This is a genomic window from Formosa haliotis (genome assembly GCF_001685485.1).
Taxonomy (GTDB): domain Bacteria; phylum Bacteroidota; class Bacteroidia; order Flavobacteriales; family Flavobacteriaceae; genus Formosa; species Formosa haliotis.
Genome location: NZ_BDEL01000001.1, coordinates 2,725,308 through 2,741,557, shown reverse-complemented (window position 1 = coordinate 2,741,557; position 16,250 = coordinate 2,725,308). Strand labels below are relative to the sequence as shown.

Genomic DNA, 16,250 nt, shown 5'->3' with positions numbered 1-16,250 from the left:
GGACTGTGTTTTAATCATTTAAGTTCTAAAGGTTCAAAACCTGACGGAATTTTAAAGGGGAAATTTAATTTTTCGTTCAAAGATACAGATTTGAACTCCAATTCTATAATAGTTTCGCTTCTAGCTTCAACAGCATTAATTTTTATTTGCTCAGGAATTATCTGGGCATCTACTTCTTGATATTTTAAGTAATCTATTTCTAGAATGCGCTCCTCTTTTGGTTGAGAAAGTTGCTGAGATACAACTTTAAAATAGGTAGGATTTATAATATAGAACAATTCAAATAAGGGCCTTTGGTCTGCCGGTTGTACTAAATAAGCATCATCGTATATAGAAGACACATAGTTTGAATCTTTTAAATTAAAAAGCGCCTCTCCTAGAAGTAGATTCTGAACCTTATTGAAATCTAAATCGGTACCTAAAAAATCGCTTAACAATTTATAATCGCCTTCAAAATATGTGTTATCTAACTTATTATAAAAACTCACTTTATCGGGTGTAATTAAAAGTCGTGCCGCAGAAAACGGACCGTTTAACCAAATGGTTTTATCTTTTTCGATTCTTAAATTTATAGATACAGATTTCGATTTTTCCCCTTCAGAATATATCGCTTTTACTTTTGAAGAAAGTGTTTTAAAATGAGCGGCTTGTCGGGTGTTTTCTTTTATTAATTGTTTGGTATTTAATTTTAAATTAGACTCGGTAGCAGTTAATGTTTTAGCCGATTTACATCCAACAGTTAGTATTAAAAATGTAAAAAATACAATACGAAGTAGGTGTTTCATTACTTTGGAATTTCTATATTATTTGCTTTATCTGAAAAGCGTTTAGCCTCCTTTGGTTGATTTAAACCAAGGTAAGACTGTGCGATTTGATAGTATATATCGCTTTCTAGTTTCGGATTATCTATAACATAATCCAACCCCATATTAAGTTGCTCTATGGCCTCTTTATAACGATTCGTTTTATTTAAAGACAAACCTGCCATTAAATATAATTCGGGTTGCGACGGATATTTTACTAAAGCTTCTGATGCTTTTTTAAGAGCCAATTCATATTGCTCTAAATCGATATGAAGCACAACAATGTTTCTAGTAATATTGTAATTATCGCCTTCTAACTTAAGCGCTTCTGTAAAATATTTTATAGCCTTTTCTTTTTCGCCCTTAGCTAGATAATACTGGGCAAGTTCTACTAGTGTTTTGGCATCGTTAGAATCGCCAACCAAAGCAGAAACCTCAACTAAATCTTCTTCGTACTGCGGATTTTCACCAACAAATTTTACAAAATCTGAAAGTACTAAAAGCTTTGCTTCTGGTTTAATTTGAGGACTTTTCATGGCAATATTCATAGACTCAATGGCCTTTTCAGGCTGATTATCGTCTAAATAAAACTTATATAAAGCCAAATGCACGAGTTGTGATTCTGGATTTATTTCCAACAATTTTTTCGCAGTTTCGAAAGCTTTTTCGGTATCTCCACTTTCGCTATAGCGATAAATTAGAGCGAGGTAATTAGATTCCTGATCGGGGTTATTATCTACACGCTCTTCAAGTTTTTCAATTTGTTCTTTCTTTTGTCCGGTGGCATCATAAATCTGATTTCTTAAAAAATCGCGATTTTGAGAGATTCCAAATTCCAAATCCAATTCGTCTAAAACTTTAATCGCCTCGTCGTAATCTTTGGTTCTTACATATAAAGTTGCTAAATCCTCTTTGTAATCTGGATGATATTTAACCAACTGCTTGATTGTTTTTATAGCCTTATCGTAGTCGTTTTGCTGGGCATATACATCGTAAAGTTCATCTAAATACCACTCGTTAGAGGGTACTAACTTTACCGCTTTTTTTAAGGCTTCTTCTGCGGCACCAAAATTTTTGAGTTTGTTATAGCTTTTACCCATTTCAAAATAAAGCACAGATTCTTCCGGCTTTAAAACAATGCATTTTTGAAATCCTTCTACAGCACGGTTATAGTTTTCTATGCCTTTTTGTTTAAGTGCTTCAAAAAATAATTCTTGAAATTGATCGTCTACTTCGCCTAAATCATCGGTTGGCTTGGCATTAAAATCAACTTGAGCATGAGTAAGCATGGAGACTAAAAACAGTCCCCAAAAACCAAATTTTATAATGGCATTACGTCTCATGCTCATGTTGTATTTATCTTATTTTAAGACTGAATAATCACCGATACTGATGGTTTTAAACTGACCATCGAACTCTACGTAATTACCAATCATCGCATCATCTAAATTAGCATTTTTAATAGTTGAATGCGTACTTATTATAGTATTTTTAACGGTCGAATTTTCTAAAACGCAAGCCTCGCCTATCGATACATTTGGTCCCACAGTTGAATCTGTTAACACCACGTTTTTACCAATATAACACGGTTCTATAATTTTAGAATTGTTAAGCGTTACCGATGCATCTACTAATTGCTCTTCGCCATCTTCTTGCAAAAATCCTAACATTTTAGCATTCGTTTCAACAGTAACGGCCTTGTTACCACAATCCATCCACTCGTCAACTTGTCCAGTTTTAAACACTTTACCTTTAGCCATCATGCCTTTAATACCATCGTTAATTTGGTATTCTCCGCCATTAATAATGTTATTATCTAACACATGCTGAAGTTCGTCTTTTAGAACGGCGATATCTTTAAAATAGTATATTCCAATCACCGCTAAATCACTGACAAAAGTTTCAGGTTTTTCAACTAGTTCTACAATTTCGTCGCGTTCGTTAAGTTTTACAACTCCAAAAGCCTCTGGTTTGTCGACTTGCTTTACCCAAATAACAGCATCGGCCTCTTCATCTAAATTAAAATCGGCACGAATTAAGGTATCGGCATAAGCAACAACTGCAGGACCAGATAATGAGTCTTTAGCACTCATAATAGCATGTCCTGTTCCTAATGGTTTGTCTTGGCGGTAAATAGACGCTTTTGCTCCTAAATCGTTTGCCAATTTAGTTAAACTATCTACCACATCGTCTCCAAAAAATGCAGGGTCTCCTAAAATAAAGGCCACCTCGTCTATAGGTTGGTCTATTACTTTTGCAATGTCTTTTACCAAACGATGAACAATAGGTTGCCCAGCAACTGGAATTAATGGTTTTGGTACTGTTAATGTGTGTGGACGTAATCGCGACCCGCGACCGGCCATTGGTACAATAATTTTCATTCCTTTCACTAACCCTCTCCTTAGGAGTGGGAATTTTTATTATGGTTAAATTATGTTTTTATTTCTATGTTAAGGCCCTCCTTTTAGGAGGTTTGGGGTGGGACTATTTTTTCCCTGTACTCCCGAAACCGCCTGCTCCTCTAACGGTTTCCGAAAGTGTTTCCACTTCTACAAATTGTGCCTGTTCGTGTCTTGCAAACACCAATTGTGCAATACGTTCGCCATTTTCTATCGTGAAATCTTCATTAGACAAATTAACTAAAATTACGCCAATTTCCCCTCTGTAATCTGCATCTATAGTTCCTGGAGCATTTAATACGGTAATCCCGTGTTTTGCCGCCAAGCCACTTCTTGGTCTAACTTGAGCCTCGAAACCAACAGGTAATTCTATAAATAATCCCGTTTTTACTATGGTGCGCTCTAAAGGTTTTAAGGTGATGGCTTCTGCGGTGACCGCACGAAGGTCCATACCTGCCGATGCTTCTGTTTCGTAATGCGGTAACGCGTTATTCGATTTATTTATAATTTTTACTGTCATAATTAGCTTTTTAATAAACTTAATATTTCGTCTTTTTCAAACTTATAAATTATCAGCATATATACTAAAAGTAATCCGATTCCAACAACATAATTTTCTCTAAAAAAGTAAAAGGATAGGATTGAAAACAATACTGAAATAAAAATATAAGCACTTATTTTTTTGATGTTATACGGAATGGGGTAATATTTTCTTCCGAAGTAATACGACAAGACTACCATACTTCCGTAAGCCGCTAAAGTAGCAATAGCCGATCCTCTATAACTGATTATTGGGATTAGCCAAAAATTAAGAACTAAAGTCACCACCGCCCCAAAAACAGAAATATATGCCCCAAATTTCGTGCGATCGGTAATTTTATACCATACCGATAAATTGTGATACATTCCTAAAAACAGATACGCCAAAAGGATGATTGGTACTATGGTCATGGCTTCCCAATACGCTTCACTTCTAATAATTAAAACTTTTAAAATATCGGCAAATACAATGACACCTAATAAAATTAAAGATCCAATAGTCACGAAGAATTCTAGAATTTTAGCATAACTTTTTTGTGGGTTTTCAGTTTTCGCATGACTGAAAAAGAAAGGCTCTATTCCTAATCGATATGCCGTCGCAAAAAGCGTCATAAACAAGGCTAATTTGTAACACGCCGAATACATACCAATCTGTGTATCGGCTATATTTTCGGGTAATAATTTACCTAATAAAATACGGTCGAACGTTTCGTTTACAGAAAAGGCTATTCCGGCAATTAGCACAGGAAAAGCGTAACGCATCATACGTTTCCAAAGGTCGGCATTGAATTGATATTTTACTTTTAAATAAAACGACAATAACAACAACAAAGTAACGCCGCTAGCCACAACATTGGCAATAAATATATAATTGATTTGATAATTTTCAATATACAAACTTTCAAACACTGTATGATTTAAAGCAAGTTTTGGAAGCCATAAAAGGAAGAATAAATTCAAACCTAAACTTATCGATACATTTATAATTTTAATAATGGCATAAGTCATGGATTTTTCGGTAGCGCGTAACCAGGCAAAGGGTAAAATAACCAAAGCATCGAGGAGTAAAATCCAAATAACAAGCTTAATGTATTCTACTTTTATATCTGTAAGCAGAGCAATCTGATCTTGAAGAAGTAAAGCAATTCCGAAGAATGCAAACGACGAAATTCCTAACGAAATTGTAGACGTGCCAATAACTTCATCCTGATTTTTTTCTTTGTTGAAAAACCTAAAAAAAGCGGTTTCCATACCATAGGCCAAAATAACATTGAAAATAACAAACCAAGCAAAAATAACGCTTACTTTACCATATTCGGCCACCGAATTTAAGACTCCAGGCGATGTATATAACGGGATTAAAAAGAAATTAAGCATGCGTGGCAAAACCGTAGCTAAACCGTAAATAAATGTCTGTTTAAAAAGGCGTTGAAAGGTGCTCAATATCGTTTAATTATAGGAGGCTAAAAGTATAGAAATCAGAAGAACTAAAAAAGGAAACAAGTCAATTATTCCCTATTTGGTTTTGCTTGTGGCATTAAAGGTCGTGCTTTGGTTTGTAAAGCATCATATTTAAAATACTTTACCTTATCTAATTTTGTATACTTCACAACACATTCGTTCGGTTTCAGTTGAAATTTTGGCGTTTTTATAGTGGTCTTTTGTTCTTCTTTTTCTTCTACTAAGGGATTTTTTATAAGGTAATCGTCTTTGGCATCTTCTAAGTGACGACCAACATACAATAACGAATTGTTTTGATCTTGGTTTAAAGCCAATTGAAAACCATCGAAATAAATACTATCTAAACTTAGTTCTGCAGGAAGAGGATTAACTAAAGACACAAAAATATTTGTTCCCGATCCGCCACCTTTAACCCCTGAAGTCCAATGTTTTTTATACACCTCTTTAATGGCAATAGGTGCATCTTTTTCAAGTTTTTGCGAAGCACAATTGCTAACCGTGCTTAACAAAAAACTAAAGCCCAAAAAGAATTTAAATAATTTCATACCACAAACTTAGTGTTTTCTCAACAGATTAAAATATATATACTTTTAACTACATGAATTGGACCAATAAAAAAGCTTTTCAAAACAAAAAACAGTACTTTTTTATGTGGTTTTACGAGTAAAAATCATCGTTTAAATCCGAAAAATTTCGACATAAAGGCAATTTAAATGTTAAAAAACTAATGAAACTTATAAAATTTAACTGTTAAAGTTTTATATAAAAATTAAAAAATGCAATGGATTGCAAATTATGTAATCTAAACAGAAGTTAGACTAGTAATAGTCGGATATTCTGGCCGATTTTTTAGGGTTAAAAAGGCAACATTTATTTACAGAAAAATCATTTTTTTTAGCTTAACCGTTCGTCTAAAATCATGATTTCTAGTAGGCTGTTTAATTTCTTTTTTCTACTTTGGGCACATAAATAATTGGTTAACCAATTAATTGAGGCCTCAATTAACCCACAATTATTTTACAAACTAATAACTTTAAAATGAAAAATTATTTACACACTCCCACACGCTTTTTGGCGTTATGCCTAACTGTGTTCTGTTGTATTAACACAGTAAAAGCACAAGTACCTTCCGATTTAATGGAAAATTGCAACCAATGGAAAATAACTTATCCAACTGGTGAAGAAGATAAAACCTTATGCGGTGAAGCTAATAACGAATTCTTCTTTGTAAATGACGATGGAGATGCCATCGTATTCCGTGTTCCAATAAGAAGCAACAACGGTTCTACTCCTAATTCTGATTATATCCGTTCCGAACTTAGAGAACGTGTAGAAACTGGAAGTTCTGATATTTATTGGACCACAGAAGGCACTCATATGATTTATGTAAAACAAGCCATTACCCACTTACCTATTGTAAAGTCTCATTTAGTAGCCACTCAAATTCACGGAAATAAAGCAGACGGTATCGATGATTCCATGGTAATGCGTTTAGAAAACTCGCATCTATTTTTATCCTTTAACGGAGGAAAATTAAGAAGCGATGTTACCATTAAAACAGATTATGAATTAGGAACACCTCACGAAGTAATCTTTAAAGTTGTAGATGGTAAGCACTACTGTTACTATGCAGAAGATGGCAATCTTTTAAATGCTTATAATAGTGGTAATGCGTCACAATACTTGGTAAGAGCAGATGGTAACGATTATGTTATGGACAAAAATTACGACCAATCTTACTTTAAAGTTGGAAACTATACACAAAGTAATCCTGAAAAAGAAGGCGATGCTACAGATGATCCAGATAATTATGGCGAAGTTTTAGTTTACGATTTTGCTGTTGTTCATGGCGAAGGTGGCGGAACTGATCCTGTTGATGCTACGGGAGTAAGCTTTTCTTCTAGTTCAGAATCTTTAGGATTAGGTGCGTCTATACAACTAAATGCGACAGTTGCACCAAGCAATGCCACAGATAAAGCGGTAAATTATAGCAGTAGTAATAGCAGTGTAGCTTCGGTAAATTCAAGTGGTGTAGTTACTGCAATTTCTGAAGGAAATGCTACAATAACTGTAACTACAAATGATGGCGGTTATACAGATACAGTAGCTATTACAGTGGTTGCGCCTTCTAACGACACAAATTTAGCACTAAACAAATCTGTTTCAGGAACTGGTTCTGCAGATGGTGATAATGTGGTTGCTAATTTAGTAGATGGAGATACTAGCAGCAGATGGTCGGTATCTGGATACCCACAATCGGCAACTATCGATTTAGGAACAGTATTAACTCTAGGAAGTACAGAACTCGTTTGCTATAGCGATCGTGCATACCAATACAGCATTTCGGTATCTGACACACAAAATGGAAACTATACCGAGGTTGTAAACAGAACTTCTAATACTACTGCAGGAACGATATCGACTCCTATTAGCGATACTTTTGATAGTATCGATGCCAGATTCGTGAAAATTACAGTTACAGGTGCTGCGTCTTATACAGGAAGCTGGATAAGTTTATTAGAGCTAAGAGTGTTTGCTGGAGAAGGAGAACCTTCTAATATTGATGTCACATCGGTTTCATTAACCCCATCAAATATATCTTTATTAGCAGGAGAAACTCAACAACTTTCTGCAACTGTTAGTCCTAGTAATGCTAGCAACCAAGACGTAAGCTATAGTAGTAGTAATATATTTATTGCTGCAGTAAGTGCAAATGGATTGGTTACTGCTGTGGCAGAAGGTACGGCAACCATTACGGTAACTACAGCAGACGGATCGTTCACAGATAGTAGCACTATTACAGTTACAGATGTTCCTGCAGAGTCTACAAATGTTGCTTTAGAAAAATCGGTTTCTTTTTCAAGTGAACAATCTTCTAATCCAGGATCTAATTTAGTTGATGGCGACGCAGATTCAAGATGGTCGGCAGAGTTTTACCCGAGTTGGGCTACTGTAGATTTAGGTGGTTTATATACCATAAACAGTACAGAGGTTATTTGCTTTAGCGATCGTGCCTATCAATATAGTATAGAAGTTTCTACAGATGGAAACAACTTTACCCAAGTGGTAGACAGATCTAGCAATACAACTTCAGGTTCTAACTCTAGTCCTATTGCAGATGCCTTCTCTAATATCCAGGCGCGTTATGTTAGAATTACAGTTTCTGGAGCCGCTAGTTATTCTGGAGATTGGGTGAGTATAGAAGAGCTTAGAGTGTTTGGATACGCAAGTGCTTCTAACCCTACTTCTCGTGCTTTTTCTCAAGAAGAAGATATTTTAAGTAGCACTACACCAGAGCAAGCTTTATCTATTTGGCCAAACCCTGCTACGCATACTATTAATATTAGTAGCGCAAAAGACTACCATACCTTAACCGTTTACGATATGGTAGGAAAGGTTGTAATTAATCAAGCGATTCAAAGTGAAACCCTAGACATCTCTCATCTAAATTCTGGTATTTATATGTTCAGAATTTCTGGGAATAACAAAACAATTAGTAAACGGGTTATAAAAAAATAATTCCATTTATACAGTAAAATTAAGTCAGGTGAAGATGTTTTCTTTACCTGACTTTTTTTATGGCCACTGCCCCCGTTTCCTTCAAATTTTAAACGAGCTTAATTACTTCACTTCTCATATTTTTTTTGCTTTAAAACAACAAAGAAGTGAAGATAAATTCCATAACCAACTTCCTTTAAAACTCGTTTTAAAAACCTATGAATTAGGACTCAAATTATGGCAATTCATATATTTTTCCTAACTTTCGGCCACCAATAAAATTGGTTAACCAATCAGGTAAACCAATTTTAACCCAGAAAAATAAACTTAACTAAAATTAAAAAATGAGAAAAAAATTACAAAACCGTGTTCACTTTTTAGTGTTATGCGTTATGGTGTTATGTTTTAATGGTCCAGCAATAGCACAAGTACCCTCAGACCTAATGGAGAATTGTAAACAATGGAAAATTACCTATCCAACCGGAGAAGAAGATAAAACCTTATGTGGAGAACCTAATAATGAATACTTCTATGTAAATGATACAGGTGATGCTATTGTGTTTCGCACACCAATACGAAGCGACAATGACACTACGCCGAACTCTAGTAATATACGCTCAGAATTAAGAGAGCGCGTGCAAGATGGTAGTGTAGATATATATTGGACTACAGAAGGTTCGCATATGATTTATGTTAAACAAGCCATTACCCATTTACCAATAAACAAACCTCAATTGGTAGCCACCCAAATTCACGGCGATAAAGAAGAAGGCATAGACGATTCTATGGTAATGCGGTTAGAAAACTCTCACCTATTTTTATCCTTTAATGGAGGAAAACTAAGAGACGATTTAACCATAAAAACAAATTATGCTTTAGGTACTGTACATGAAGTTATTTTTCTAGTAGAAGACGATAAACATTATTGTTATTATTCTGAAGATGGTAAGCTTTTAGAAGCTTATAATAACGGAAAGGCGTCTTCCTATTTAGTAAAAGATGGCGATAACGATTATGTGTTAGATTTAAATTACGATCAATCGTATTTTAAAGTCGGAAACTATACTCAAAGTAATGCTAAAGAAGAAGGCGATGATACTAACGATCCTAATAATTACGGAGAAGTTTTAGTATACGATTTTACAGTACAACACAGCGAAGAAAAAGTAACAAGTGTAAGCGTTTCACCAAAAACCGTAGATCTTTTAGTAGGGAATACTCAGCAGTTAACGGCCACAGTAAGCCCTGTTTTTGCTACAAATATTAATGTAAGCTATAGTAGTAGCGATAGTGCAATAGCAAGCGTAGATTCCAACGGATTAGTTACTGGTCTTGCCAATGGTACGGCAACCATTACGGTTACAACTGAAGATGGTGGTTACACCGATACTGCTAAGGTAAACGTAGCAGAAGCTGCCGAAGGTCCTAATTTAGCCTTAAACAAACCTATTACAGGAACCGGAGTTGCCGATGGCGAAAATGTGGTTTCTAATTTGGTAGATGGAAATACTTCTACACGTTGGTCTGTTTCCGGATACCCACAAACTGCAACTATAGATCTAGGCCAAGTATATACACTTGGAAGAACCGAAATGGTATGTTATACCGATAGAGATTATCAATACACCATATCTGTTTCCCCTACAGAAGACGGAACCTATACAGAGATTGTAGACAGATCGGCAAACACAACACCGAGTACAGAAACAAATCCGAATGTAGATACTTTTCCAGATACCGAAGGACGCTATGTTAAAATTACGGTTACAGGTGCTGGTTCTTACACAGGTACTTGGGTAAGTTTATTAGAGTTCAGAATATTTTCTAGTAAAACCTTATCTACCGGAGATGATGATATTTTAAATCCAGAACAGGTTTTGTTATGGCCTACGCCAGCAACCCATACTGTAAACATTAGCGGAGCTAAAGATTATCATACACTATCTATTTATGATTTAAATGGAAGAAGAATTAAAAATCAACCTATTGTAAACGATGCCATAGACATTTCTCAATTGCAAACAGGTTTATATATTTTTAGACTTATAGGAGATAACAAAAGCATTAATAAACGCGTTATCAAAAAATAATTGACTATTTCTTCTTAAATAAAAAGGCAGGTGAAGCGAACTTTACCTGCCTTTTTATTTCTAGAACCTTTTCAACCTTTAGCATTTAGATTCGTATTACACCAATCTAAACGATACTAAAATATCTAGTGTTAACATCATAAATAGTGCATCGTTTAAAATACCTTGAGAACTGAAATTCTAGCTTTTTAAAAATTTCAAATTATACAAAAGCTGTAACTTACTTTATTCACATAAAATATATAGTTTTGCCACATGTTATTTAAAGATATTCTAGGTCAAGATCATATTAAAAATCATTTAACACAAAGTGTCGATAATGGTCGTATTCCGCATGCTCAATTATTTGTAGGTCCAGAAGGTTCTGGAACTTTACCCCTAGCTATTGCCTATGCGCAATATATTTTATGTAAAAATAGCGCCGGAGAGAATAACACCGGAAACGACTCTTGTAACCTAAAATTTAACAGCTTTTCGCATCCCGATTTACACTTTGCCTTTCCTGTAACCACAACATCAAGTATAAAATCGCATCCAGTTTCTAGTCATTTTTTAACCGAATGGCGCCAATTATTAAAAGAGCAACCTTACGGAAATCTTTTCGACTGGTACAAAATGCTGGGTGTAGAAAACAAACAAGGACAAATTGGTGTAGACGAAGCCCAAGATATTGTTAAGGCATTGTCTTTAAAAGCCTATGAAGGAGGTTATAAAGTGATGATTATTTGGATGGCCGAAAAAATGAATGTTTCTGCTGCTAATAAATTATTAAAGTTAATAGAAGAACCGCCAGAAAAAACTGTTTTTATATTAATTGCTGAGGAAGAGCAAAACATTATTAATACCATTAGATCGCGTTGCCAGGTTTTACATTTCCCTGCACTTGCCGAAGATGTTATAAAAACAGCACTTGTAAAAGCTTACGAGTTAAATGAATCTGTAGCCACCAAAATAGCACATCAAGCGAACGGGAATTACAATAAAGCTTGCGATTTAGTGTATCACGATTCTGAAGACACCCAGTTTGAAGATTGGTTTGTGCTTTGGGTTCGTAGTGCGTTTAAAGCCAAAGGAAATAAAGCAGCCATTCACGATATTATAAATTGGAGTGAAGAAATTGCGAAAACTGGCCGTGAAACCCAAAAGCAATTTTTACACTTTTGTATGGATTTTTTCCGACAAGCCATGTTACTAAATTATGGTGCTGACGACTTGGTATATTTGGAACCCAAAACAGCTTTTAAACTTGAAAAATTTGCTCCTTTTATTCATAACGGAAATATTTTAGAGATTTACGAAGCAATTCAAGATGCCATTTACCATATAGAACGTAACGGAAATTCTAAAATAGTTTTAACCGATTTATCGATTAAACTAACCCGATTATTACATGCAAAACAAGGCTAAAAAACCATGGAACAGGCTTTAAATCACAGTGCAGAACTCCTTGTTCTTATCTTTTTAATCATTACGTTTTTAATGAGTTTTATTGATAAGGTAAGCGACTGGAATGGTAACATCTCCTTTTTAAAAGCACATTTTCAGAACACCTTTGTTCCGCCTTTAATTCCTGTAACCTTAATATTTATTGTAATTTTAGAAGCTTTAGTTGCCGTTTTTTGTAGCCTTGGACTTTATGACATTATTTTTGAAAACACCTCGAATTATGCCTTAATAGGGGCTATAATATCTTGTATAATTCTTTTAATCTTTTTAATCGGACAACGCATTGCCAAGGATTTCGACGGGGCAAGAAACATCACCATATATTTTATAGTATCTGTGTTTGCGGTATTTCTTTTTCAACACTAAAATACCGCGTTTGTAAACCCTAAAAAAAGATCTTGCTAGAATTAATTATTTTGTTTAAAATGTCATTTTTTTACAAACTTTTAAAGTTGTGCTATTTTTAAAAATACCACTCATAAATTCACCCCCTATTCCTTTTAAAAACAACCTGTTATAATGTTTTCAATTTTGAACCTGCGGTATAAAAAAAGCACTAAATTTTCAGACCTAAGTTCAAAAATTTAATGCTGTAATTTTCATGGTTTACACCACAATTTTCTAGTGTTATTCTTCAACAAATGTATAGCTTGCTTTATCGGTTTGTGTCACTCTAAAATATCCATACGGATAGTTATCTGCATTAGTAATATTTATGCAATTTCCGCGTAATTCTACAGGTGTTGGTGCAAACGGATTTCCAGATCCCGATTGGCTGTTTAGCAATTGAATGTAATTGTAATACCGCTCGGAAACATTGTATAAATTAATATCTACAACATCTCCTGGTTCAAAACCTTCGTCTGTATCGTTTTTTTCATAAAAAATATGAATTTCATTTCCATTTAAAAATTCATCAGAAATATCTACTAATCTCGGAAACCTTTCACCTTGTTGTAAAAACTTTAAAATATAGAAATTTGTTTCATCGGCAGGATCATTCCAATATACATTAACTTCTAATTCATCCGGAAAAAATCCACCTCCCAACGACTGGCTTACATTAGTAAAAGAGGTTGTTGGACGCAGCGTTTCTGTAGCTGTAAAGGTTTCGTTTTCATAAATTACGTTAAGTGTGTATTCTTCATTTAATGCAGGCTCGAAAACAGTAGTGGTATAAGTACCGTCGTTATTATCGCTAAATTCAAAAACTTGATTATTACTTAAACGCGTAACGCTAACTTGAGCTCCGGTAACAGCATTAGGTGTATCGGTTTCAAAATATGGCGTTGTTGTGCTTAGCTTTATGGTTTGCTCATGACCTAAAGTACCTTTTTCCCAATCTATAGAAGCTTCTATAACAAGCCTAGGATCTGCTGTAGGTACATCGACATCTATAACGTCTGTACAAGCTGTAAAAACGCTTAAAACACTAATTAAACTGATGTAAATATATTTTTTCATGATGATTTAAAATTTGAAATTATACGTTACAGAAGGAACGATACCAAAAATTGCGGTACGGGTAGCCTCATTAACCCCTGTTTCTAAATTCTGACCGAAAGAAATTGAGGCTGCATTTTTTCTGTCGTACACATTGTAAATACTAAAAACCCACTCGCCTTTCCAACGAGCATCTGGCTTATTATTTGGTTTATAAGTTGCAGCAATATCTAGCCTATTATACGATGGTAATCTGTTGGCATTACGGCTATCGTAATTAGCAATAGACAAGCCTTCATACTCGTATTGCCCTACAGGATAGGTAACCGGGCGCCCAGTTTGGAAAATAAAGTTGCTACTAAAACTCCATTTATCTGTCATTTTATAGGTTCCTGTTACCGAAATATCGTGAGTTCTGTCGTATGGTGTATTATACCATTCTCCCTTATTAATTCCCGGTCCACCAGCTTTGCCTCCCGGAGTTCTTTGTTCTGATTTTGACAAGGTGTAGGCAAACCACCCTGTGAATCTTCCTTTATTTTTTCTGAATAAAATTTCTAAACCATAGGCTTTAGATTCTCCTTCTAAAATTTGAGTTTCTATATTGTTATTGGCAATTAAATTCGATCCGTCTATATAATCAATCCTATTATCTACTGTTTTGTAATACACTTCAGTTTCTATAGAAAACATACCATTTTGTAATTCTTTAAAATAGCCTGCCGAATACTGATTGGCCATTTGCGGATTTACATAGGTTCCGCTAGGTGTCCAGACATCTAGAGGTGTGGCGTTGCTCGTGTTAGAAAGCAAGCTTAAATATTGTGCAATTCTAGAAAATCCTAATTTTATTGAAGATGAATTAGAAAGCTGATAGGCCAAACCTAAACGTGGCTCAAAGTTTGAAAAATCAGCAATAGTTTTACCTCTTTCATAATCTATTTCTCCTGTTTTAATACCTTCTTCGTAAATCCCTAATTCTTCATTATAAACCACCGGCTGATCGTTTAAATAAGTCGCCATTGGCTGACCCCCTAAGCGATTAAAAAGACTAAAACGTAAGCCTACTTGTACATTTAGTCTTTCGGAAAACTTATGTTCAGCATTTACATATAAACCGCTTTCTACAGCACGTTTTTTATCTAAAATATCTTCATTAATGGCAGAATTTTCGTCGGTGGGTTTTACTTCTCCTGGATTAAAATTATAGGTAATTGCGCTAGCACCAAAATCGATGGTTGTATTGTTATTTAGGTAATATTTAAAATCGTATTTAAAGTTGAAATTTTTAATACTAGAACGCCAATCTAATCCTATAAAATTAAGTTCTAAACCATAATCATAATCGCCATAAATAAAGGAAAGATTAGAAAATAGTTTATCGTTAAAGACATGATTCCATCGCAAATTAAAAGTGCTATTTCCATAAGAATTTTTAAAGGCGTCATCGAAATTTAAAATATCACGTCCGAAATACCCCGATAAATACAATCTGTTATTTTGATTAATCTCGTAGTTAATTTTTGCGTTTAAATCGTAAAAATAAGCTGTATTATCCTGGTCGGCCAACTTTAAAAATAAATGTGCATAAGATGTTCGTCCAGCTACAATAAACGACCCTTTGTTTTTAAATAACGGAGCCTCTGCTGCAAGTCGACTTGAAATAAGACCAATTCCGCCACTTAAATCGAAGTTTTTACTATTCCCTTCCTTCTGGCGAATATCGAGCACTGAAGACACGCGACCACCATAATTGGCAGGAATATTACCTTTATATAATTTAATATCTTTAACCACATCGGCATTAAAGACCGAGAAAAAACCGAATAAATGCGACTCATTAAAAATGATAGCCTCGTCTAAAAGCACCAAGTTTTGGTCTGTTGCTCCACCCCTAACATTAAATCCGTTGGATCCCTCTCCATTATTGGTAACCCCAGGCAACATTTGAATAGATTTAACCAAATCGACTTCTCCTAAAACGGCAGGAATAGCTTTAATTGTTGCACTTTTAATTACAGAAACACTCATTTGTGGATCTCTTATATTCGCTTTTTCAGATTCTTCTGCGGTAATAACAACCTCGTCTAAAGTGGTGGTATCTTCCTCTAATTCAAAAGATATATTTTGATTTGAATTAAGCTCAATGTCTTTTGAAATAGTTATATAACCCAAATACGAAACCACGAGTTTATAGGTTCCTTTGGGCGCAGAAATAGAATAAAATCCATAAGCATTGGTAATGGTTCCTGTACTTGTGTTTTCTAAATATACCGAGGCTCCAAAAACCGATTCTCCATTCGCAAAATCTTTTACAGTTCCGCTTACCGTAAAATTTTCTTGCGCATAAAATAGAGTGCTTAATAAAATAAAGCAAACGCTAAGTTTAAGTTTCATAATGTGGTTGTGGTTATAATGTATTACAAATCAACTAAATTTATATCGCATTACATTGTTAAATATTGTTTTATCAACGAAAAACCTAATAAAATGACGTGCTACTCAGAATTTGTTTAACTATATAACTATTGATATCCACGAAATGTTAGACATAAAAAAAAGCCAAACAC

General features: G+C 34.6%; 12 protein-coding genes. 4 read left to right on the top strand and 8 right to left on the bottom strand.

Annotated elements, in window-relative coordinates; all coding sequences use genetic code 11:
• Positions 1-14: 14 nt before the first annotated feature.
• The 6 genes from lolB1 to A9D35_RS11280 form a co-directional block, all read right to left on the bottom strand.
• Positions 15-785 carry a lipoprotein insertase outer membrane protein LolB1 gene (lolB1, locus tag A9D35_RS11305; protein WP_066223107.1) on the bottom strand — a complete coding sequence of 257 codons (771 nt, stop codon included), beginning with the start codon at positions 783-785 and terminating at the stop codon, positions 15-17.
• Positions 785-2,146, bottom strand: coding sequence for a tetratricopeptide repeat protein (locus A9D35_RS11300; protein WP_066223104.1), 1,362 nt, complete (start codon positions 2,144-2,146; stop codon positions 785-787). Before A9D35_RS11300 ends, lolB1 begins: the two co-directional genes overlap by 1 nt.
• Positions 2,147-2,164: 18 nt before the next feature.
• Positions 2,165-3,184 carry a sugar phosphate nucleotidyltransferase gene (locus A9D35_RS11295; RefSeq protein ID WP_066223102.1) on the bottom strand — a complete coding sequence of 340 codons (1,020 nt, stop codon included), beginning with the start codon at positions 3,182-3,184 and terminating at the stop codon, positions 2,165-2,167.
• 103 nt (positions 3,185-3,287) lie between these two features.
• Positions 3,288-3,722, bottom strand: a complete 435-nt coding sequence (dut, locus tag A9D35_RS11290; RefSeq protein WP_066223099.1) for a dUTP diphosphatase — start codon at positions 3,720-3,722, stop codon at positions 3,288-3,290.
• A 2-nt stretch (positions 3,723-3,724) separates the two neighbouring features.
• Positions 3,725-5,185 (bottom strand): lipopolysaccharide biosynthesis protein, encoded by a 1,461-nt coding sequence (locus tag A9D35_RS11285; RefSeq protein WP_066223097.1) that lies wholly within the window; start codon positions 5,183-5,185, stop codon positions 3,725-3,727.
• Positions 5,186-5,250: 65 nt separating this feature from the next.
• Positions 5,251-5,748 (bottom strand): hypothetical protein, encoded by a 498-nt coding sequence (locus tag A9D35_RS11280; protein WP_066223092.1) that lies wholly within the window; start codon positions 5,746-5,748, stop codon positions 5,251-5,253.
• Positions 5,749-6,241: 493 nt separating this feature from the next.
• Between A9D35_RS11280 and A9D35_RS19560 the strand changes: the two genes are divergently transcribed.
• The 4 genes from A9D35_RS19560 (at position 6,242) to A9D35_RS11260 (ending at position 12,603) form a co-directional block, all read left to right on the top strand.
• A complete protein-coding gene (locus A9D35_RS19560) occupies positions 6,242-8,722 on the top strand; it encodes an Ig-like domain-containing protein (protein ID WP_083191682.1) in 2,481 nt (826 codons plus the stop codon).
• Positions 8,723-9,045: 323 nt separating this feature from the next.
• The gene (locus tag A9D35_RS19555) at positions 9,046-10,791 is read left to right on the top strand and encodes a polysaccharide lyase family 7 protein (RefSeq protein ID WP_066223086.1); all 1,746 of its coding nucleotides are present in this window, start codon (positions 9,046-9,048) and stop codon (positions 10,789-10,791) included.
• A 255-nt stretch (positions 10,792-11,046) separates the two neighbouring features.
• Entirely contained in the window at positions 11,047-12,198 is a 1,152-nt protein-coding gene (locus tag A9D35_RS11265; RefSeq protein ID WP_066223084.1) for a DNA polymerase III subunit, read from the top strand.
• A 6-nt stretch (positions 12,199-12,204) separates the two neighbouring features.
• Complete coding sequence (locus A9D35_RS11260; protein WP_066223081.1) at positions 12,205-12,603, top strand: DoxX family protein; 399 nt, start codon at positions 12,205-12,207, stop codon at positions 12,601-12,603.
• A 261-nt stretch (positions 12,604-12,864) separates the two neighbouring features.
• Here the strand turns inward: A9D35_RS11260 and A9D35_RS11255 are convergent, their stop codons facing one another.
• Both A9D35_RS11255 and A9D35_RS11250 read right to left on the bottom strand, forming a co-directional pair.
• Positions 12,865-13,701 carry a DUF4249 domain-containing protein gene (locus tag A9D35_RS11255; protein WP_066223078.1) on the bottom strand — a complete coding sequence of 279 codons (837 nt, stop codon included), beginning with the start codon at positions 13,699-13,701 and terminating at the stop codon, positions 12,865-12,867.
• A gap of 6 nt (positions 13,702-13,707) precedes the next feature.
• A complete protein-coding gene (locus tag A9D35_RS11250) occupies positions 13,708-16,077 on the bottom strand; it encodes a TonB-dependent receptor (protein ID WP_066223077.1) in 2,370 nt (789 codons plus the stop codon).
• Positions 16,078-16,250 lie beyond the last annotated feature (173 nt).

What these genes read in the sequence shown, in the direction of transcription:
- lolB1 (WP_066223107.1), bottom strand. Translation starts at nt 785, where the DNA reads ATGAAACACCTACTTCGTATTGTATTTTTTACATTTTTAATACTAACT.
- A9D35_RS11300 (WP_066223104.1), bottom strand. Translation starts at nt 2,146, where the DNA reads ATGAGACGTAATGCCATTATAAAATTTGGTTTTTGGGGACTGTTTTTA.
- A9D35_RS11295 (WP_066223102.1), bottom strand. Translation starts at nt 3,184, where the DNA reads ATGAAAATTATTGTACCAATGGCCGGTCGCGGGTCGCGATTACGTCCA.
- dut (WP_066223099.1), bottom strand. Translation starts at nt 3,722, where the DNA reads ATGACAGTAAAAATTATAAATAAATCGAATAACGCGTTACCGCATTAC.
- A9D35_RS11280 (WP_066223092.1), bottom strand. Translation starts at nt 5,748, where the DNA reads ATGAAATTATTTAAATTCTTTTTGGGCTTTAGTTTTTTGTTAAGCACG.
- A9D35_RS19560 (WP_083191682.1), top strand. Translation starts at nt 6,242, where the DNA reads ATGAAAAATTATTTACACACTCCCACACGCTTTTTGGCGTTATGCCTA.
- A9D35_RS19555 (WP_066223086.1), top strand. Translation starts at nt 9,046, where the DNA reads ATGAGAAAAAAATTACAAAACCGTGTTCACTTTTTAGTGTTATGCGTT.
- A9D35_RS11265 (WP_066223084.1), top strand. Translation starts at nt 11,047, where the DNA reads ATGTTATTTAAAGATATTCTAGGTCAAGATCATATTAAAAATCATTTA.
- A9D35_RS11260 (WP_066223081.1), top strand. Translation starts at nt 12,205, where the DNA reads ATGGAACAGGCTTTAAATCACAGTGCAGAACTCCTTGTTCTTATCTTT.
- A9D35_RS11255 (WP_066223078.1), bottom strand. Translation starts at nt 13,701, where the DNA reads ATGAAAAAATATATTTACATCAGTTTAATTAGTGTTTTAAGCGTTTTT.
- A9D35_RS11250 (WP_066223077.1), bottom strand. Translation starts at nt 16,077, where the DNA reads ATGAAACTTAAACTTAGCGTTTGCTTTATTTTATTAAGCACTCTATTT.